The organism is Streptomyces sp. NPDC026538, assembly GCF_055567535.1.
Genome location: NZ_JBVHQG010000002.1, coordinates 506,843 through 524,822, shown reverse-complemented (window position 1 = coordinate 524,822; position 17,980 = coordinate 506,843). Strand labels below are relative to the sequence as shown.

Below are 17,980 nucleotides of genomic sequence, written 5' to 3'. Positions count from 1 at the left end.
GATCTGAAATGGTCTGTCCTGGAGATGGGGAAATGGGGGGCGCGCCCTCAATGAGGCTGGTGCGTCAGCCGGCTGGGCGGGATTAGCCGGTCGCGGTGTATGGCGTGGTGGAGGGTGGGGATGCGGTCGAGGAGGTCGGTGGCCGACTCGATGAACTGCTGTGGTGAGGGGCGGATGAGGATGGCCGGCCCCTTCGTGGCGTTGGCTCGGCGGCGTTGGTTCTCCACGGCGCGGGCGAGGGCTGCGGTCAGTTCGGCGCTTGCGTCCTGGGCGGCCTTGGCGATCTGCGCGATGTGGTCGAGGAGCAGCAGCTTCCCGGCCGTGGTGTGCGGCGTGTGCTGGGCGAGGTCGAGGAACAGCCGCAGGGCGGCGCTGGCGAGGTCTTGGGCGTCGTTGATCCGCGCGGCCAGTGCGTGCGCGTGGCCGATGGCGTTGGTGCGCAGGGCTCGGTGCAGGACAAGGGCGTCGGCCACGATCCGGTCGAGGACCTCGGTCAGGGTGGAGCGATCAGAGCGATCAGGCACGGGTCTCCGTGAGGGTGGTCGGGTGCAGGGCTCGGGCGAACGCGGCCGTCAGGTCCGGGGCTTGGGCAGGGTCGGTGGCCAGGGCGCGGACGACGGGGGTGCCGATGACGACGGCGTCCACCAGCGGGGCGACGCGTGCGGCGAGGGCTGGGGTGGAGATCCCGACTCCCGAGACCACGGGCAGTGGGCTCGCGGCGCGTAGGCGCTGGGTGAAGCCGGCGAGTCCGGGGATGTCGAGCGGGCCTCGGTAGCCGGTGGGGGCCGTGGTGGCGGGTGCGTAGAGCCATCCGGAGGCGCCGGCGACCGCGGCCGGGAGGAGGGGGTCAGGGGTGGTGCGCGGGATGAGGTGTGGGGTGCGAAGGCCCGTCGCTCGTGCGATTTTGTGCCAGCGGGCCGTTTGGTGGGCGGGCAGGTCGACGATCATTACGCCGGCGGCGCCGGCGTCGGCGAACAGGCGGGCCACGTACGCGGGGCCGTGGCGGCTCACGGGCTCCCAGTAGGTCATGACAACGGTCGGCCGGAGGCTGGCGGCGTGTTCGACGGCGCGCACGGCGTGGTCGAGGGCGTTTCCGCTGCGCAGGGCGCGGTGGTAGGCGGTCTGAATGACGGGGCCGTCGAGGGCGGCGTCCTCGGTGGGCAGGCCGACCTCGAACAGGTCGGCACCTGCCTGCGCGAGCTGGTCGAGGTGCTGGCGCTGTGCGGTTGCCGGGTACAGGCCGGCGGGGACGAACACGCCCAGCGCACGGGGTCCTTGGGTGAGGCGGGTGTGGAGGGGATCGGCGGTGGCCAGGTTGGAGCCTGCCTTTCCCGGCGGGTGGGCTGTCGCCGGAGGTCAGCGGCGGCGCCCGGCCGGTGGAGTCGTGGGCGCGGGTGGGCTGGCGGTGTGGCGCGGTTGCGCGGCAGGCGGCACGGGCGCGGCGGGCTGGCTGCTGAAGGCGGGGGCGACGGCGTCGAGGGTCTTGGTGACCTGCTCGGCCTGGTCGTGGGCGTCCCGGAGCTGCTCGGCGACGCTGTCGGGGAGCCGGTCCCATTGGGCCTGGTACTGGTAGCGCTGGATGATCTCGGTGGCGTTGCGTAGCTGCTCGGCGAGCTGTTGCAGGATCGCGGTCTGCTGCTCGGGGGCGGTCGCGGTGTGAGTGGCCTGCAGGAGCGCGTCCAGGGCGGTGGGCAGCGGATCGTCGTCCGTGGGAAGGCCGTAGAGGCGGGCGTGCAGTGCTTGGGCGAAGACCGTCACGGGGCCGCCGCAGGAGCCGTGATCGTACTTGGCTGCCGCCTGTCGGCGGACGCTGAAACTGACGACCACGTCACGGGGAGCAGCGCCGGGACGGATCTGGTCGGCAAGCGCGCAGGCGAGGTCATGCGCGCTCGGGGTGTCGGATGACGTGGCAAGACTCCAAGAGGGAAAGCGGTCAACGGCTGGAGTGCGAAGGTGTGTACCGCCGCGCGCCCTTGGCCGCGGCTCGACGATCGTTCACACCCCGACCCCCCGCGTGGGGTCAGCGGGTGCGACGGCGGGCCGCAGGCGTGGTCGGTGAGCCGGGGGCGGCAGCTGACGGGCGGCGGGGAGCGGGAGGGATGTCGGACGGCGTGGGGATGCCGAGGTCGACGCGGACACTGAGACCGTGGGTGTAGGCGTGGGTTTCGGCAGCTGTCACAGCGCCGAGCAGGCGGCGCTCGTCTAGTCCGTCCGGCGGCCGATAGGAAGAGCCGTTCGGGGTGAAGCCGTGCCGTTCCAAGAGGGAACGGGCGGCGGCGGTCCTGGCCGTCACCGCCACGGTGCCGTCACAGAAGTGGAAACGAATCTCCGGATCGGCGACGGGACTGCCGGGGCTCCAGCGGGTCGTCCAGCAGAGATCGATCAGGTCGTGGGTGTGGGCCAGGAGCCCGTACATGGCGACCCCGGCGCGATCGTGCGCGTCCTGGGCAGTGCCCGGGGGGAGCAGGTAGAGCGTGCGGCCGAGGTGCCCGCGGGCGAGGAACCCGGCCTCGGTCAGCAGCCGGTCGGCATCGTGGATGCGGCGGTTGATGATGACGAAGGTGTGCCCGTCGTCGGTGGACCCGATGAACACATCGGGGATCTCCAAAAGAGACACGGTGGTCCAGGGGATCGGGGAACGGGATCTGGTGGCTGTTTCAGCGGGCCCGGCGAGCCTGCACGTGGTGGTACCGCGCCTGCCGAGCGGGACGGCCGCGGCGATGACCGCGTCCAGCGCTGCTGACGGACGTCATGTCGTCGCGTTCGTGGGATGCATAGGTGCCGATGAGCGTGTCTTGTCAGGGCGCTTGCCACAGTGTGCGAGCGATCTGCGAGGTTCCGCGGTCCGTCCGCGGCCGGGACGGCGTGTGCCAGCCCGGCCTTGGAGGACGGTGGGCCAGGACGCGCCATCCCGCGCCGCGCAGCGAGGCTCCGCTCTCCCCTGCCTGCGTATAGGTGATCAGCCGCCGGTATCCGAGCGCTTTGGCCGCTCTCCAAGCAGCTCCGTAGAGCAGGGAGTTGGCGTTGCGTGTGCCGTCACTGGCGGTGCGGGTGACTTCGAGGGTGGTGCCGTCGTCCAAGTGGCGGGCGACAGGGCGGCCGACCACGGCCACGGCGCGCAGGATGTTGGGCTCGTCGGCGGCACCGAGGGAGAAGATCTGTCCGGCGGGCGGCGGGTGGTGCCGGTGCCAGAGGCGGACGAACTCCTTGGCGTCCCGAGAGCGGACGGGCACCAGGTGCAGGCGCGATTCGCTCACGCGGCGGGCCCGAAGTCGGACTGGACCGGTGCGTGCTTGGCGATGGCCCGGGCGGTGATCGCCTTGGATGCGCGGTCGGACGCCGCGGACAGTTCTGCCGCGCCGGGCTCTTGGTACCACGGGCGCAGGTCGAGCATGGCGGCGCGCAGACCGGTGGCGAAGCAGAGGGCCGTGCCCTTGGGCAGGGCGCGGATCTCGTCGGCGGGAAGGATCCGCTGCTGTCGCATCGACACCGAGGTCGACTTGCCGGACTCGGAGTGCGAGGTCGAGGTGGTCTCGACGTCGTGGTCGCCGATCAGGCGGGACAGCTTGTCCGCGAAGTCGGGGTCGTCGATACCGGAGCCGATGACCTTGACGGTAGAGGCGGACCACATGGCGTCCATGCCGGCGTCCCCCCAGACCTTCTGGCCCTGGCGGTAGGACTGCAGGATCGTGATCGGGATGATGCCGCGCGACCCGAGGTGCGAGTACAGGTCCGGAAGGTCCGAGATCTTGCACACGTTGGCGGCCTCGTCGAGGATCGCGAGCATGGGCGGGTCGAGGCGTCCTCCGGCGCGTTCGGCCTGGGCGGTCGCGGCCCGCATCACCGAGTCGGCGCACGCCGCGATCAGCGCCGAGGCTCCGCCTCCGCCGTCCTTGCTGAGCAGGAAGAGGGTGTCGGTGGAGGTGACGAACTCGGACGGCCTGAACTCGGGGACGTTCTTCTGCGGGGTGACCCAGGCGGCGATCTCGCTGTTGAGCAGCGCGGCGGCGTACTGGCGGGCGGTCTCGTAGATGCCGTCCCGGGTTTCCGGCGGTCCTTCCACGGTGCCCTTGAGCTGGGCGGCGACGGCGGTGAATCCGTGGTCGCGGAGGATGTCGAGCGGGGTTCGGTCGGCGGGGAAGGCCAGCCACTGCATGACGTCAGTGATCGGCCGCTCGTCCAGGGCCGCGGCGAGGAACAACTGGGCGAGGATGTTGGATCCGGCCTTGGACCAGAAGTCGCCCTGCTGGCTGGCGTCCACGGAGGCGGCGAGAAAGTGGCCGGCCAACCGCCCGGCGCCGTCGAGGGTTTTGGCGCCAGCCAAGGGGTTCCACCACATCTCGCGTGCGGCGTGCGCGATCTGCTGCGGGTCCATCGCCCACACCCGTCCCACCGCGGCGCGGGCGTCGTAGGTGGCGGTGAACGCATCGCCGGCGGCCTTGTTCGAGGTCAGCAGGACCGGGCCGGGCGCGGCGAGGATGGAGGGGATCGCGAGCGAGGTGGTCTTGCCCGAGCGGGGCGCCATGATGGCGACGGCCACGTCCTCGTAGCCCATGCGGACCTCGTGCTTGGTGCCCTGCAGGTTGCCGAGGAGGATGCCGGTGTCCCGGGCCTCGATGTGCTTGGCGTCCTTCAGGCTCGGGCGCAGGGAGCGGGCCTTGTCGGTGATCGCCTTGGCCATCAGCGGTTCGATGTCCCGGGCCTTGGCCATGCCGGTGATCTTCTTCTTCCGGCCGCCGCTGCGGTTCTTGTGCCGCGCCCACAAAACACCCGCCGCTGCCCCGAGGGCCAGGAGCAGGAGAACGGGCACGACGCGTGCCCCGATCAGCAGGGACGTCTCTCCCATGTAGGGCCAGAGACGCTCGGGGTGGAGCAGGGCGGTGGTCGGCTGGTACGGCGCCCAGCCGCCACCGGTGAGGTAGGCGGTGATGTTGCCGGACAGCCAGGCGAGGTGGGACAGGGGGACGATGACGGCTGCGACGCCGATCAGGAGGCGCAGGATGAGGTCGTACCCGTCGGTGGAACTGTTGGAGGAGGTGGGGGGCAAAGAGTTACGTGCCTTCCGGGCGGGGGCGGGGCATTCAGCGGCTGCGGCTGTTCCTGGCCGGCGGCTGGCGCGGCGGGCCTGGAGTGCTCGACGGGACGGTGCGGCGCGTCGTGGGGGCGTGGACGCGTTCGTCGACCGGGGTGCGGGCGCCGAAACTCGCGTACCAGGCGGGCCGGTCCGGCTCCGCTGCATGGTTGAGGGTCCACCACTGTCCGTCGGGATCGGGTTCCAGGCGCAGGAGGGTCTCCTGGTCCGGGCTGGAGAGCAGGACGCGGGGTATCAGGCGGGCGTGCTCACTTCCGTGCCGTAGCTCGCCGGTCTGGCGCGGTGGCCGGGGCCGGTGTCGGTGTGGGGGCCAGGGGTGAAGGGGCTTTACGGGCGGCCGTGTTGATCTCGCGGAGCGCCTTGCCGTGGGTGGCCCAGTCGTCGAGGTAGCTCCACGATTCGGCGTGATGTGCGGCGAGTGCGTCGTCGAAGTCCGGGGTGCCGGGCTTGGCGGTGGCGGGGAGGGCGTCGCGGGTGACCAGCCATTGCTTGTGCAGTTCGTCGAGTCGGTCGAGTGCGTCGCGCAGGACGCCCAGCTGGTAGACCCAGCGGCTCTGCACATTGGTCTCAGGCAGGTGGGCCAGTTGCGTTTCGGCCGTGGCCAGCAGGTGACGGGCGCCGTACCGGAGCGGCTCGAACGCCTCGGCGGTGTCGGCGTCGCGCTGGCTCGCGCGCCTTCCGTAGGCGTGGTCGTCGTAGGGCCAGCCGTCGAGGTCGGTGTGTTCGTCGGAGTAGGCGTCCCAGGCGTCGAGGATCTTCTTGCTGTCGCTCACGTAATGGTCGAGGTGACGGAGGAGGGCGCGGTGGGCGCGGTGATCGGCGGAAATGGGAAAGGGGTCCTGTCGGTTCAGCGGCGGGCGGCCGGCTGGGCGGTGTGGGCCTTTGCCGGGGTCGGTGCGGGTTTCGTTTGCTGCCTGCGGGCGGAGCGTGCCCGGGCACGGAGCGACTCGATACGGGCGGTGTGGGCGTCGACCACCTGCTGCGGGCGCAGCGGGCTGGGCTCCTGCACGGCGCTGTAGTGGCCGGTGCGGTCGTACATGCCGCGCTGGAGCGGGCTGCGGTCGGCCAGCGCGGTGAGGAACGCTCCGACGAGGTGGGCGGGGACGTCCTCGTCGAAGTAGGCGTGCCAGATGCGCGGGCCGGGGAACTGCCCGTCGCCGGGCTCGCAGGTCTCAACGTGCCAGGACGACCGGCCACTGAATTCGCTCAGCGGGCGCAGTTCGATGTGGCACATGGAGTCAGGCGAGCGCGCCGTACCGTCCGAGTCGCGGTGCCAGTTAGCCGAGGTCGCCGGCTGCCACGGATCGTGCTGCTGTGGCGGCAAGGCGATGAGGGCGTCGGTGAAGCCTGCGAGGACCTCGGCGGGCACGAGTTCACCGAACTCGGCGTACCAGCCGGGCTCGGTGTCGGTGGGCTCGGCCCGCAGCCGCCACCACGCAGAGGTGGCGGACTGCGGGTCGAACTGGAGGCTGTGGCGGAGGTCGGGACTACGCAGGACGATCTCGGCACTCAAAGGGTCGGAGACGGCGCTCCATCCGGCGGCGGCCAGGCCGTGGGTGACGTGGCGGGCATCCCCGGGGCCGGCGAGGTGGCGGGGGCTGGTGTCGAAGGGGATCCGCCAGGCGTGCTTGTCGGCGAACCCGGCGAGCTGCCGTTCGCTCAGCGGCACCGGCCGCACCCCGGCTCACTCGAGGCGGCGCTGACGATCTGCTTGCGTAGCTCGTCCAGGACGTAGTGGAGCATGTACTGGTCGGTCTGCACCCACGCGGCGGCACGCAGCTCGGTGACCAGATCGCTGATCTTCTCGCTGCGCGGTGTGTTCGGGTGGCTCTGTACGGCGCGGGCGAGGGCGCGCAGGGTGTCGCCGAGTTGGATGGGCAGGCCGGTGTATTCGTCGAGGAGGGGCTCGACGAGAGCGAGCGCCTCCTTGGGGTCGGGGTTCTCGCGCAGGTATTCGGTGAGGCGGCACAGGGTGTCGGTCGCGGCGCGGATGGTGTCCGGGGTGAGTGAAGGCATCGGGCTCCTCGGGGTGGTGGGTGTCGTGGTCAGCGGCGGGTTCGTGTGCCGTCGGCTGCGGCGGCGTGGGCGCGGGCGGTGGTGCGCGGTCTGGTGCTTCGGGCGCTGTTGCGGGCCCAGGTGGCGGCTCGGGCGGCCGTGATGCGGGCCTGCTGCGAGGCGCTGAGTTGGGAGGGCTTGACGGATACCGACCAGGTGCGGATCTGCGCGCTGTGGGGTACGCGTCCGCGCGGGCGCATCACGGGGTCGGGGCTGGCGAGTTCGGTGGAGAAGGCTTGCACGAGGTGCATCGGGGTGTTCGGCGTGAAGTGGGCCGTCCAGCCGTTGCCTTGCTTGTCCTGCGCTCCGCTCCACCACATCGCCGCCCCGTCGGGGTTCTGGCGGTACTGCATCCAGGCGGTGCCATCGGGGCTGGTCGCGACGTAGTGTTCGCCCTCGAAACGCGTGTGCCAGTTCTGCTCCTGCAGCGGGGCCCAGACGTTGGGGGCGTGGGCGGAGCGGGGACGGGTGAGGGCGTCGGTCAGGCCGGCGACGATCTCTACCGGGGCCTGACGGCCCAGGTGCGCCGACCACTCGCCGCTGGCCCCGTCTGCCCGGCCGTGGATGGTCCAGCCGCCGGGAAGGACGTAAGGGTCGTAGGCGACGCGGACGGTCCGGTCCGGGCTCTCCATAAGCAAGGGGCCGCCGGTCTTGGACTTGTCCCGCCAGCCCGAGGCGCGCAGGAACTCCGAGACGTGCCGGACGTCGCCGCCGCCTGCCAGGGCACGGGGCTGGACGAGGTAGTGCTGCTCGGCCTGCTCGCCGGGCCCCCAGCCCTGCCACTGCTTCTTCTTCACCGGCGCCGCCGGACCACGAGCGGTGCGGGCATCGGCGGCTTCGCCGCGGTGGTGGCGGGCTGGGTGCTGACGTGCTGCAGGGCGTCCTTGTGTTCGTCCAGGTCGAGGGTGATGTCGTGCAGTTCGTTCGAGGCACGGCCCAGAGCGAGCCACACCTCCGCGGGGAGCGCGCCGCGCTCTGCCTGGTCCTTGGCGAACACGCTTCCGGTGGCGACGAGATGAGTGACGCCACCGAGAACTCGGATGTCTGGGTCGAGAACGCGGGCGATGACCTGCGCGGCCTGGGGTGGGGGAAGCTGCGAGAGGTGGTCGGTGAGCTGGCCGAGCTGGCGGGTGATCTCGTCGGCCAGTCTCACCGGATAGGGGGCGGGGTGGGACATGCTCCTCCGGGACGGTGAACGGTCAGTGGTGGTGGCGCTGCCCGACGCGCTGTGACTCGGTGAGGACGCCCTCCGGGCGGGCGCCGGTCAGCGGGGAGGTGTGGTCGGGACCGGTCGGTATGCAAGCGCGCAGATAGCGGCGGAACAGGGCTGTGGCGAGCCGGGGCTTGAGCCGGTTGCTGATCGGTGGGGGTGTGCGGGGTGCTACGGGTTTCTCCGGGAGTCGGGCGGTGTGCTGGGCGGCCCCGGCGTGGTGCCGGGGCCGCTCGGGCGTCTTACGGGGTACGGCGGGCCGGTGCGGAGTGCGACGGGGAGCCGTCCGGTGCCGGTTGCTGCGCTGCGGGACGGGCCGCTCTGGTGCGGAGGCCGTGGATGGCCAGCCGGCAGGTGGCTTCGTCGAAGATGCCGGGCGTGCACTTGACGTCATGACCGGTCAGGAGCAGGGCAGGGATGCCCAGGTCGGCCTCCGCCTGGTTCATCGAGTCCTGGCGGTTGGCGTACGGGTGCCGGACGGGGTCGGCGGCATGGATGCCGGGGCTGAGGTAGGCGCGGTCCGTCTGGCGGGGTGCTGGAGGGCGGCACCGATGCCGAGCGCGTCGAGGCGCGGGCCGATCTCGCGTAGGGCGCGGGCCTGGACCTGGGTGTCGTCACCACTCAGGCGGTAGATGCCGCTCTGCGGGTCCTGGATAAAGCCGTGGGCGACGAGGATCGTGCCGGCCCGGTCGTCGGCGGGGGCGGTGGCGACGCTGCCGTCCGGCTGCCAGGTCAGGACGATCCGGTCCGGCTGGGAGGGCTGGATGCCACCCAGGGCGTTGTGCCGGACCTGTGCGAGCGCACGGTCGTAGCGGGCGAGCAGATCGCCGGCGACCTGCTCGGCACTCAGGAACGGGTCGTCTGCCAGGGCGACGCCGTTGGGCTCAGGGACAGCCCGGTACGCCTCGTCGGGCAGGGCGCGCGGGGCGACGGCGGCGAGAAGGAAGCCGTCGCGTCCGTCGTGCCGGTCCAGGAGGACGAGCTGGGCGCCGTCGGGGCGGCTCAGGACGGCTGCCTGCGTCAGCGGGTGCTCGGCGAGGGAGGCGGCGACCAGGTCCAGGTCCCAGATCCGGTCGGAGAGTTCGGCGAGGTCGTCTTTGGCGTCGGCTGTCAGGTGCGTGCTGGTCCAGGTATCGGGGAGTTCACCGGCGAGGACGTCGGCGTACGAGGCGAGGTGCTCGGAGGTGTCGTGGTCGTGCATGGTGTCCTTGGGCAGTTGCAGGGGCTCAGCGGCGCAGGCGGGTGGCACCGACGGGCGGCGGTGCCGGGGCCGGCAGTGCACGCGGCGGGGGTGGGCAGGCGCACACGGCGGAGCGTTCGGGCTCGTGGTCGGGCACCTGCTCGGCGCAGGGGCGGCGGCCGGGGTGAGGGGCGTGCCGGTCGGCCAGCCGTTCGCGGGTGTACGCGAGGTCGGAGTGGATGACGCGGACGTATTCGTCGGCGAGGTAGCGCAGGCGCCGGGCGGTGTGCGGATCGGTCGCGTTGCCGAGTCCGTCGAAGAACTCCGCCAGAGCGCCGAGGGTTTCCTCCAACCCGGCGAGGATGCCGTCGTGGGGCGCGGTGAGTTCGGTGAGGATGTCGGCTGCCTCGGCGGTGTCGGTGGCTTCGCGCAGGCGTTCGGCGAGGTGGGAGACCGAGGTACCGAGCGTGGTATAGCGCGCGGGGCGGGCGTCGGTGTCGAAAGGTTCGTCGCAGTCGACGTGGTACCCGGCAGCCCGCAGGCGCGCTACGGCATCGGTGGCGAGACGGGACTCGTCATCCTCGGTGAGGCCGGCGGGGGCGCGGTGGTAGGTCTCGTGGAGGCGGACGACCGCAATGAATCCCGCCCGCTGGAGAATGCTGTGTGCCGCCAAGTCGCCGCCGCGCGCGAGGAGTTCGCTGGAGTTCGAGTCGCGGCGGATGTCCATGAAGCGGCCGGTATGGGGCAAGAAGGCGTTGCTCCTACGGAGATCTGTGGGCGGACCAGGTGGGCCGCGGTGGTGTCCAGGTCCTGCTGGATCGCGTGGAGCCGGCGGGCGATCAGCTCCAGACCGTGTGCCGCTTCGGTGCTGGCGGCTCCGGGCTGGCGGGCGATGCGGTGAGCGGTGTGCTCGATCAGTCCGCGGACCGTGGCCAGCGGGCCGGCCTGCTCGTCGGCGAGCTGCGTAAGGACGCTCGCGAACTGCGCGGATGCGGTGGGCGCCGTACGGACAGCGGGGCGTGTCGCGGGTCCGGTGCGGGCGGGGATCAAGTTGAGGTCCTGTTCGATGCGGCGTGCCTCGTCCGCAAGGCGCCGCAGGATGTCTGAGGGCGGGGTGCGCCAGGTGCCGTCGAGGTGGATCAGGTTGGCGATCAGGTCCAGGCGCCCGGGCTGTGCCTGGACGGCGATCCACCGCCAGCCGTGCTCCGCGGCGCCGGGTATCTCGATACCGGCGGCTCGCGCGAACCGGTGAGCGATTTCGGCCCACTCGGGACCGGTCAGCTCCCGGTCGTCCGGGTGGAGGCGGATGACGAGATGGAGGATCGCCCGTCGATCGTCGTCCGCACTGGCAGTGAACGGATGCTCCAGATAGGGATCTTGGAGGTGCTCGGCCCACTGAACGGATGTCCAGGTTCTCTGCTCGTCGTTGGGGGTGTAGTAGTCCAGGTCCGGCCAGTGGGCGACGATGGTGAACTCCGTCAGACCCTCGTTCGGGGAAAGGGGCCGCCCGAGTGCCTCGGCGAGCGGGTCGCGCGGCGAGTGGGTCCGCGCGTTCAGGCGGGGAATCATGACGGCACCCCGCTCGACGTGCGGGTGGGCGGCCGGTGCTGATGAAGGTCGCGGGCTGTGCAGAGCAGGGAGCGCTCGCGGACCAGGTCGGCGTGCACTGAGGTGTCCCCCGGCGGGAGACAGTCGATCGCCCTGTCGATGGCGCCCAGCCCTTCGTCGTACCGGCCCAGCCGGCGCAGGGCACCCGCCACGCGGAAGAGGACGATCGGGTCGCTGCCGGTGGCGAGGGCCGGTCGGGAGCTGAGGGCCAGGAGACGCTCCGCGCCCTGGTCCAGGTCCTGGCCGAGCCACAGCCCGTGCAGCAGGACGTGCAGGGTCTTGGTGTGCTCCCCGGCCTCCGCGAGGACCTCGTCCATGACCGCCAGGCCCTCCGGGCGGGACTGGCCCAGCAGCGCGAAGGCGTACAAGGCCCGGGTGTAGCAGTCCAGCGGCTGACGCGCGGTTTCCGCGAGTTGTTCGACGAGGCGTTGGAGGGTGGGGCAGCGGAAGTCGAACCGCAGGGCGCTCAGGTACAGATGAGCCAAGGTGCGGGCGGTGATCGGGTCAAGGCCCGTTGCGGTGACGTCCTGTGGGGACAGCAGGGCCAGGACGCTGTGGCCGGCCGACCGTGCCGCCCAGGCAGCATCCGCGCACACCTCGGCCGAAGTTCTCCAGTCGGCCTCGATGTCGCGGAGGTCTTCGGCCAGGTGAAGCGGCCAGGAAGAATCGACCGGAGATGCGGTGGCTCGGGCCCTGGCTCTGTCGAGCGCGGCGGAACGGCCGGGGCGGTGCGTGGGGGAAGTCATCGGCCACTCCGGATGTCCGCGATGTGCACGAGCTGGCCCAGGGCGGTGGTTGTGTACCAGCCGCAGTCGATCAGCTCGTCGCGGTCGGCGAACCGCGTAAAGAGGGCATCCTCCATGGCGCGCAGGTAGATCAGGCAGTCCGGGCAGCGGCGCGAGAGGTGCACGAGGTAGCGGGGGTGGGCGGTGACGTAGGACTGGGCGCCGCCGGTCGCATCACGTAGCCGCCAGCCGTCCTCGTCGGTCGGGGTGTGCCAGGACGGAGCCACGACGCGCATCGCATCGCCCCACAGTTCTCCGCCGGCCATCCCCTTCAGGACGACGACAGTGTCACCGGCCTGGAAGTGGGCGTGGGTGATGTCCCGATCGGGGGTGAGCGGGTCGGGCGTCGGTGCGAACGCCGAGGTGGGCGGAAGCTGGGACATGAGTTCCTTCCACGCAGATGCTGGCGGGGTGGGAGCATCAATAGTCCGGAGGAACGCCGGTTTGGCTAACCGGCGTTCTCCGGCTATGTTGCCCCGCCATCAGCGGAGCGGGTTCTCCGTCCCGCGATCCGCCTCATCGGCTGCGTCGAGGAGTTCGAGCAGGTCAGTGCCCTCGGCGTCGCGCTGGTCGATCCACCATCCGGCACGGGTGATGGCGCGGGCCTTCTCCTCCAGCTCCGCCCAGTCCGCCTCGTCCCACGTGCCCTCGATGACGAGCGCGGTGTGCGCGGATGTCATCAGCTGGTGGCGGGAGCGTTCGCCCCAGTCCAGGGCCTTGGCCGGGCCCTCCAACTGCGGCATGTCGAACTGCTTCGCCCACGCGAGGGCTGTCTGCTGCTCCTCGGCCCGCTTGGCCGCGAGCCACTCCTCCTTGGACCCGGTGTCGGCGTCGCGCGCCGCCTTCCAGCAGTCGGTGCAGTCCTTCGACGCGAGCCATCGGGCGAAGCCTGCCCGCTTGTCGGCAGGGCGATTGGACAGGTCATGATCCACGCGGTGGGAGCAGGCGTGCTCCACGGTCCAGTGCGTACGCACAGCCATAATTCGATCTCCTCAAAGGGGTTGCAAGGTGGGGGTTGCGCCCTGATCAGGGCGTCTTATGCCGGCCTCGATGCAGGCACCGGCGCCAGCCGCACCGCGACTGCCCGCGGGGCCCAGACGTCGGCGCGCGGCGAGAAGGACGGTGAGAGCGAAGGCCGCGCCGGTGCCAGGGAGCGCCGGGTCGGCGAGCGGCTGCTTGGCGAGGTGTCCGGCGAGGGCGGTGCGGCGGGCGGGACGCTTGGCCAGGAGCACGGCCACCAGGAGAGGTGTGCCTGCAACGAGGCTTCGCGCGTGAAGACGAGGTAAGTGGGAGTCGCTGCAGATCGGCGCTTGGGCTCCCCCGAAGCGGTCACCAACTTGTCTGTGTGTCAGTGGGGTTGGCTACTATGGACGTGGTCGACGAGATCCTTGAAAGGCATGGTGCATCGGTGATGATGGCCAACCGCTACGGCGCTCCATCCGAGGAGCGATAGGCGCGCCTGGCCGGCGCTTCCCTATCGCGACGCCCGCTGGGCGGCGACGCTGTGACGTGAATCCAGCGCAGGATGCACCCTGCCCTGATTCAGGTGACGGCGCTCCGACGGAGTATGGGAGGGCCCTACTTGTCTGCCACCACTTCTACCTGTGACCACCGCGTGTATCACGTTGTCGTCGTTGCTTTGGTATCCGTCATCACTGGGCTGGTTGCGGGGATCGGCTCCGCTGTTCTGGGGCAGCCTGCCCTCACCGCCGTCGCTTCTGGCGGGGCCGTCCTTGCCTTCACCTACGGCGCCGGCATGACCGCCGTGTCACACGTGAGTAAGCGTCAGCAGTAGCCGCTGTTCCGGGGCGGCTGGCATGGCCGCCCCTAGCCGTGGGCGCTCAAGACAGCTCACGATCGTGCTCGTATTTTGCGAGGGCAAGGTTGATCGCGTACTGCTCCATGGGCTCGTGTTCGTCAAGACCAGGTGGGACATGGGCTTAGCGGTGTCGGGCGGTGGTGCTGGCGCGGGGTGGCGGCGTGGGCGGTGTGGTGTCCACGGCGGGGCGCGGACGGGTGCGCAGCACGGGGGTGCGGTGTGGGGGCAGGACGGCGACGGTCGCGCCGAGGTCCTCTGCTGCCTCTTCGAGTTCGCGGGTGAGGAACTCGATCTGCCGGCTCAGCGCTGCCAGGCGGGCGGCGATCTGGCGGCCCTGCACGGTCTCCAGGGCGCTGGCGAACTGGCCGCTGGTCTCCAGGAGTTCCTGCAGGCGGACCATCGGTCCGGCGTCATAGCCGCGCTGGACAGCGCTGAGAAGCGCATTGGAGGCGTCACCGGCACTGTGGCCTTCGACGACATCGCGGATGAGGTCCTGCAGGGACACCTCCGGGACCGGTGCCGGGCGGTTGAACCGGGAGACGTCCGCGCGTAGCACGCCGGGCGGAACCGGAGCGGGCAGCACCTTGCCCGCCTCGTACTCGTGGGCGTAGTGCCCGATCACCTGCCAGACCGGTGCGTCCGGATCGCCGCGCAGCGCGACCACCGTCGAGTCGTCGTCCTCGACCAAATAGGCGAGGGTGATCGGCTGCCCGTCGGCGGCGTACCACGACTCGGTCAGCTCCAGCTCGCCGCGCCTTTGCGCGGCCTGGGCCTTCTTGGTCCACACTTGCTGTTCCTCGTCGGTCAGCGGAGCCTTGTGGTGCTGGCCGCCCTGCTGGTCGGCGAGGTTGCTGGCGATGGAGCCGTGGTCCGCCCAGGCGGCCAGGTGCGGCCACAAGGCCGCGTGCTGAGCGCGCTCGGCCGGGGAACCGGGTGCGGCTGGCCGGTCGAGCGCCCGGCGGATCTCGGCGGCCGAAACGGCCAGGCCGTCCAGGACGGCCCGCCACCCGGCCAGGTGCCGAGCGGGTGGCAGCTCATCGAGCACCAGGCGGGCGGCATCGAGGAGCGCCTCGGCGTGCGGGGCGAGGTGGGCGGCGTACGCCTCCACCGCGGCCTTGTCGCGGTGGGCTCGTGCGGCTGCCGCGGTGCCCGCGTGGACGGTACGGCCGTAGCGGTCGCGTGTCATGTCGAGCGCGGCCTCGGTCTCGCGGTCGATGACCGCCAGCCGCAAACGGAAGTCGCGTACCGCGTTGGCCAGTTCGGGAGCGGTCGGCAAGGGGCCGTCGGGGGTCGGACTGCTCGCGGGTGTCATCGGGACCGCCCGCCGGTCGCGGCCGTCAGATGGACGGTCGGAGCGTACGTGGGCTTCGGCGGGATCGGCCGGGCCGAAGGCGGGGAGGTGGTGGGCGGTGTAGAGCGCTGCGTCGTCCGGCCGGCGGCGGCCTGGGCGAGACGGCTGCGGCGCTCCTGCAGGCCGTTCGGCCGGGCGGGGCGTGGCGGGCCGGCCGAGAGGGACGGGTCGAGGCGGATGTCGGCCTGCACGGTGTAGCCGTGGCGGCGCAGGTCGTGGACGGCTTGGCGGGTGCGGCGGACTCCGTCGCGCTCGGGCTCGCTGAGCCGGTACAGGCCGGGTTCTCCGGGAACGGGTTCGAACTGCTCGCGCTCCAGGTACCAGTGGGCGAGGTGCGCGGGCATAGAGGCGGTGAAGGAGGCGACGAAGCCGTGTTCCTCGTGGTCGCCGAAGGCGAAGTGGGTGCCGGGTTGCAAGGGGGCGATGTTCTCCTCGGGGCGGGGGGCGGAAAGGTCAGGGGCCGCGGTGCGCGGGCCGGGCCGCGGTGAGGGGGCGGGCCGGCGCGGCGACGGGCAGAGCCGGGCGGCGGTGGGGTGCGCTGATGCGGGCCTGACGCAAGAACGTTCCGCCGTCGGTGAGCCAGGTCTCGATGGCCGGCCACGCGCGTGCTCGGCGCTCTTGCTCCGGCACGAAACCGCCGTGGACGATCTCGTCGACCAGGGTCTCAGCATCGATCACGGCGTCGGCCAGGCGGGAGAGGGCCGCGGCGTCGTCGGGCCACGGGCTGCTCGCGGGTCGGCACTGGTCGAGCAGCGCCGGGGCGTGGTCGACGACGGTCAGGAAACGGCGCCAGGCGTGGTCGAGGAACAACTCCGTCGCGGCGCCGCGAGCGGCGGCGCTCAGCGGGGTGGCGTCGCTGTAGCGGCCGGAGGCGTTCATGGCCTGCCAGGTGTCGTGCTCGCAGCGGATGTCCCCGAGTACAGCGGCGATGGCCGCCGTCTGGCGGGCGTGGACGGCCTGCTCGTAGGCCGGAAGGTACCGGCCGGTGAGTGCCTGGGCAGCCCGTCCGGCAAACGGCGGCAGGACGATGCTGCGCGGGGGGTGGGGATCGCCGTAGCCCCCTTCCAGTCCCTTGGGCGAGAAGGACCCCACCAGGTAGTCGAGTTGACGGCCGGGGCGTTCGATGAACAGCAGCGTGGTGCCCTGCACCGCGTCGGTGAGGAGCGCGGCGTAGGGGATTCGCTCGCTCTGGACGGCGCGGCCGAGTTCGCCGCTGTCCCAGATCCAGGGGACGAGGTCTTCCTGCCAGGCGGGGTGCGAGTAGATCTCGACCGAGGCGTGCCACTGGCCGGGCAGGAGGCGCGCGAGGTCGCGGGCGCGTCGCCGATGAACCGGCGGCTGCTCGTGTGCACGCTGGTGCGGTGCCGCTTCGCGCACCTGATCAGGTCGACCACGGTGGTCTTGGTGCCGTCCGCGGGCAGGTGCCAGACGCCGTCGTCGTCCCGCTGGAAGCCGCTCTCCGCGAGGGCGGTGTGCGCCCAGGGGTACTGCTCGCCCGAGGCGATGGCGACGATCCCGGACTCCCGGCTGTGCGACAGGATGATCTGCGCCTCAGCCATGGACCAGGTCCTCGCCACCGCGCAGGACGGAGCGCAGGCTGCGGCCGTACGCCCAGGCGTGCTCGCGGGCCGCCGCCTCCAGTTGGTCGTATCCGACCTGGGCTGTCATCTGCCCGTTCCACTTGCGGTACCGGTACACGGGGACCGGCAGCAGGATCCCGGGGGCGAGAGCGGTCACGCCGAGGGCCGCGCAGTAGTCCTCACCCTGGACGAGGCCGCCCATCGGCGCGGCGCGCACGAGGTCGGTGCGGGCGAGGATCGTGGTCGGTCCGATGGGGATGGTGTCCGCCGGCGACTTCCAGTACGTCCACACGTCTCCGGCCTCGTGCTGGCCGGGCGGCGTGGGGCAGCGCCACAGGGTGGTCGAGCCGTCGGGGTACTTGTCCTCGCTCCAGCCCGCACACCAGCCGACCCCGGTGGACTCCAGGGTGTTCAGCCGTACGGCCATCGCATCGTCGGTGAACTCGTCATCGTCATCTGCCCAGTTGGTGTACGGGGTGCGTACGTGGCCGAGGGCCAGGTTGCGGGCGCAGGCGGCGCCGACAGGCCGGGGCAGCGCCAGGGTGCGAACGCGGGCATCTTGTGCGAGCGGGGCCGGCAGGCGGTCGGGCGAGGCACCGTCGAGTGCGATCACGGCCTCCCACGGCACGGACTGTCGGGTCAGGCTCGCGTGCATGGCGGTCAGGTAGTCGAGCCGGTCTTCGCGCAGGCGGCTGGCGATGACGACGGTGATCAGGGGCGTGGTGTGCGGGGGCAGGGAAGGCTCCGGGAAAACGAGGGAAAGCTAGCGGCGGGCGGTGGGGCGCGAGGGGCCGGCCTTCGCCGGGGCTGCGGCAGGAGCGCTCGGAGTCGGCGTGCTGCGCGATGCCCGGATAGCGGGCGGGGAGTCGCGGGAGGACCAGGCCGCCGGGTGGTCGTTGAAGGCGGTGCGCGGGTCGATGGACCAGCTCACGATGGGGCCGATGTCCTCGTGTAGGAGGCTGATCACCTCGACGCCCTCCTTGTGTAGGACGTACCCCCACTCCATGTCCTGCGCATCGGCGGTCTCGTCGGTGACCGACATGCGTACCGGCGGAGAGCTGTCCGGGGTGACCAGCTGGTCGAGGGTTCGGCTGGGCCAGTGCTCGCCGCCGGTCAGCGCGGCCACGAGTGCGGGCGGGGCATCGTCGAGGAGATCGGTGCCGAGTTCCTCCCAGCCGACGGCGACGTCGTCGATGAGGTGCCGCCACATGGCCTCGACGTTGCGTCCGAACTTGTACTGGTAGGCGGCCAGGAGCAGGGGGAGGTGGTGGCTGGGCACGCCGTCGAGCTGGACGTGGAT

The 17,980-nt window shown here is 71.4% G+C and carries 23 protein-coding genes and 1 pseudogene; all 24 read right to left on the bottom strand.

The window, feature by feature from the left end; translation table 11 throughout:
- Positions 1-47 precede the first annotated feature (47 nt).
- Positions 48-524: a hypothetical protein gene (locus ACZ4N4_RS09370; protein WP_467586211.1), complete on the bottom strand. Its 477-nt coding sequence runs from the start codon at positions 522-524 to the stop codon at positions 48-50.
- Positions 517-1,257 carry a tryptophan synthase subunit alpha gene (gene trpA, locus ACZ4N4_RS09365; RefSeq protein ID WP_383318665.1) on the bottom strand — a complete coding sequence of 247 codons (741 nt, stop codon included), beginning with the start codon at positions 1,255-1,257 and terminating at the stop codon, positions 517-519. The genes ACZ4N4_RS09370 and trpA overlap by 8 nt, the downstream gene beginning before the upstream one ends.
- A gap of 99 nt (positions 1,258-1,356) precedes the next feature.
- Positions 1,357-1,758: a hypothetical protein gene (locus ACZ4N4_RS09360; protein ID WP_365602308.1), complete on the bottom strand. Its 402-nt coding sequence runs from the start codon at positions 1,756-1,758 to the stop codon at positions 1,357-1,359.
- 262 nt (positions 1,759-2,020) lie between these two features.
- The gene (locus ACZ4N4_RS09355) at positions 2,021-2,617 is read right to left on the bottom strand and encodes a hypothetical protein (protein WP_467586208.1); all 597 of its coding nucleotides are present in this window, start codon (positions 2,615-2,617) and stop codon (positions 2,021-2,023) included.
- 181 nt (positions 2,618-2,798) lie between these two features.
- Positions 2,799-3,257 (bottom strand): XF1762 family protein, encoded by a 459-nt coding sequence (locus tag ACZ4N4_RS09350; protein WP_079060030.1) that lies wholly within the window; start codon positions 3,255-3,257, stop codon positions 2,799-2,801.
- Positions 3,254-5,047: a type IV secretory system conjugative DNA transfer family protein gene (locus ACZ4N4_RS09345; RefSeq protein WP_467586205.1), complete on the bottom strand. Its 1,794-nt coding sequence runs from the start codon at positions 5,045-5,047 to the stop codon at positions 3,254-3,256. Before ACZ4N4_RS09345 ends, ACZ4N4_RS09350 begins: the two co-directional genes overlap by 4 nt.
- A gap of 34 nt (positions 5,048-5,081) precedes the next feature.
- Positions 5,082-5,279, bottom strand: coding sequence for a DUF317 domain-containing protein (locus tag ACZ4N4_RS09340; protein ID WP_461095470.1), 198 nt, complete (start codon positions 5,277-5,279; stop codon positions 5,082-5,084).
- A gap of 61 nt (positions 5,280-5,340) precedes the next feature.
- Entirely contained in the window at positions 5,341-5,865 is a 525-nt protein-coding gene (locus ACZ4N4_RS09335; protein ID WP_467586202.1) for a hypothetical protein, read from the bottom strand.
- A 74-nt stretch (positions 5,866-5,939) separates the two neighbouring features.
- Positions 5,940-6,761: an SPDY domain-containing protein gene (locus ACZ4N4_RS09330; RefSeq protein WP_467586199.1), complete on the bottom strand. Its 822-nt coding sequence runs from the start codon at positions 6,759-6,761 to the stop codon at positions 5,940-5,942.
- Positions 6,752-7,108, bottom strand: coding sequence for a hypothetical protein (locus ACZ4N4_RS09325; protein WP_388653584.1), 357 nt, complete (start codon positions 7,106-7,108; stop codon positions 6,752-6,754). The genes ACZ4N4_RS09330 and ACZ4N4_RS09325 overlap by 10 nt, the downstream gene beginning before the upstream one ends.
- A gap of 29 nt (positions 7,109-7,137) precedes the next feature.
- Positions 7,138-7,944: an SPDY domain-containing protein gene (locus tag ACZ4N4_RS09320; protein ID WP_467586196.1), complete on the bottom strand. Its 807-nt coding sequence runs from the start codon at positions 7,942-7,944 to the stop codon at positions 7,138-7,140.
- Positions 7,941-8,324 carry a hypothetical protein gene (locus ACZ4N4_RS09315; RefSeq protein WP_467586193.1) on the bottom strand — a complete coding sequence of 128 codons (384 nt, stop codon included), beginning with the start codon at positions 8,322-8,324 and terminating at the stop codon, positions 7,941-7,943. The genes ACZ4N4_RS09320 and ACZ4N4_RS09315 overlap by 4 nt, the downstream gene beginning before the upstream one ends.
- Before the next feature lie 275 nt (positions 8,325-8,599).
- Positions 8,600-8,803 carry a hypothetical protein gene (locus ACZ4N4_RS09310; RefSeq protein WP_467586190.1) on the bottom strand — a complete coding sequence of 68 codons (204 nt, stop codon included), beginning with the start codon at positions 8,801-8,803 and terminating at the stop codon, positions 8,600-8,602.
- Positions 8,800-9,558 (bottom strand): hypothetical protein, encoded by a 759-nt coding sequence (locus ACZ4N4_RS09305; RefSeq protein WP_467586188.1) that lies wholly within the window; start codon positions 9,556-9,558, stop codon positions 8,800-8,802. The genes ACZ4N4_RS09310 and ACZ4N4_RS09305 overlap by 4 nt, the downstream gene beginning before the upstream one ends.
- Before the next feature lie 25 nt (positions 9,559-9,583).
- Entirely contained in the window at positions 9,584-10,264 is a 681-nt protein-coding gene (locus ACZ4N4_RS09300) for a hypothetical protein (RefSeq protein ID WP_467586185.1), read from the bottom strand.
- 29 nt (positions 10,265-10,293) lie between these two features.
- Positions 10,294-11,106 (bottom strand): annotated as a pseudogene (locus tag ACZ4N4_RS09295) (relaxase/mobilization nuclease); the annotation flags it as partial.
- Positions 11,103-11,891 carry a hypothetical protein gene (locus ACZ4N4_RS09290; protein WP_399172598.1) on the bottom strand — a complete coding sequence of 263 codons (789 nt, stop codon included), beginning with the start codon at positions 11,889-11,891 and terminating at the stop codon, positions 11,103-11,105. The pseudogene ACZ4N4_RS09295 and the gene ACZ4N4_RS09290, both read right to left, overlap by 4 nt.
- Entirely contained in the window at positions 11,888-12,313 is a 426-nt protein-coding gene (locus tag ACZ4N4_RS09285) for a hypothetical protein (RefSeq protein ID WP_055495473.1), read from the bottom strand. Before ACZ4N4_RS09285 ends, ACZ4N4_RS09290 begins: the two co-directional genes overlap by 4 nt.
- 99 nt (positions 12,314-12,412) lie before the next feature.
- A complete protein-coding gene (locus ACZ4N4_RS09280) occupies positions 12,413-12,910 on the bottom strand; it encodes a hypothetical protein (RefSeq protein WP_467586182.1) in 498 nt (165 codons plus the stop codon).
- Positions 12,911-13,870: 960 nt separating this feature from the next.
- On the bottom strand, positions 13,871-15,061 hold the full coding sequence (locus tag ACZ4N4_RS09275; protein WP_467586180.1) for a hypothetical protein: 1,191 nt from the start codon (positions 15,059-15,061) through the stop codon (positions 13,871-13,873).
- On the bottom strand, positions 15,058-15,516 hold the full coding sequence (locus ACZ4N4_RS09270) for a hypothetical protein (protein WP_389579152.1): 459 nt from the start codon (positions 15,514-15,516) through the stop codon (positions 15,058-15,060). The genes ACZ4N4_RS09275 and ACZ4N4_RS09270 overlap by 4 nt, the downstream gene beginning before the upstream one ends.
- A gap of 37 nt (positions 15,517-15,553) precedes the next feature.
- Positions 15,554-16,477 (bottom strand): hypothetical protein, encoded by a 924-nt coding sequence (locus ACZ4N4_RS09265; protein ID WP_467586178.1) that lies wholly within the window; start codon positions 16,475-16,477, stop codon positions 15,554-15,556.
- Positions 16,478-16,651: 174 nt separating this feature from the next.
- The gene (locus tag ACZ4N4_RS09260) at positions 16,652-17,395 is read right to left on the bottom strand and encodes a glycosyltransferase family 2 protein (protein ID WP_467587663.1); all 744 of its coding nucleotides are present in this window, start codon (positions 17,393-17,395) and stop codon (positions 16,652-16,654) included.
- Positions 17,396-17,443: 48 nt separating this feature from the next.
- Positions 17,444-17,959, bottom strand: coding sequence for a hypothetical protein (locus tag ACZ4N4_RS09255; protein WP_467586176.1), 516 nt, complete (start codon positions 17,957-17,959; stop codon positions 17,444-17,446).
- Positions 17,960-17,980: the final 21 nt, after the last annotated feature.

Excerpts from the sequence above, each read along its gene's own strand:
- ACZ4N4_RS09325 (WP_388653584.1), bottom strand. The coding sequence starts at position 7,108 with ATGCCTTCACTCACCCCGGACACCATCCGCGCCGCGACCGACACCCTG.
- ACZ4N4_RS09315 (WP_467586193.1), bottom strand. The coding sequence starts at position 8,324 with ATGTCCCACCCCGCCCCCTATCCGGTGAGACTGGCCGACGAGATCACC.
- ACZ4N4_RS09310 (WP_467586190.1), bottom strand. The coding sequence starts at position 8,803 with ATGAACCAGGCGGAGGCCGACCTGGGCATCCCTGCCCTGCTCCTGACC.
- ACZ4N4_RS09305 (WP_467586188.1), bottom strand. The coding sequence starts at position 9,558 with ATGCACGACCACGACACCTCCGAGCACCTCGCCTCGTACGCCGACGTC.
- ACZ4N4_RS09300 (WP_467586185.1), bottom strand. The coding sequence starts at position 10,264 with ATGGACATCCGCCGCGACTCGAACTCCAGCGAACTCCTCGCGCGCGGC.
- ACZ4N4_RS09290 (WP_399172598.1), bottom strand. The coding sequence starts at position 11,891 with ATGACTTCCCCCACGCACCGCCCCGGCCGTTCCGCCGCGCTCGACAGA.
- ACZ4N4_RS09285 (WP_055495473.1), bottom strand. The coding sequence starts at position 12,313 with ATGTCCCAGCTTCCGCCCACCTCGGCGTTCGCACCGACGCCCGACCCG.
- ACZ4N4_RS09280 (WP_467586182.1), bottom strand. The coding sequence starts at position 12,910 with ATGGCTGTGCGTACGCACTGGACCGTGGAGCACGCCTGCTCCCACCGC.
- ACZ4N4_RS09275 (WP_467586180.1), bottom strand. The coding sequence starts at position 15,061 with ATGACACCCGCGAGCAGTCCGACCCCCGACGGCCCCTTGCCGACCGCT.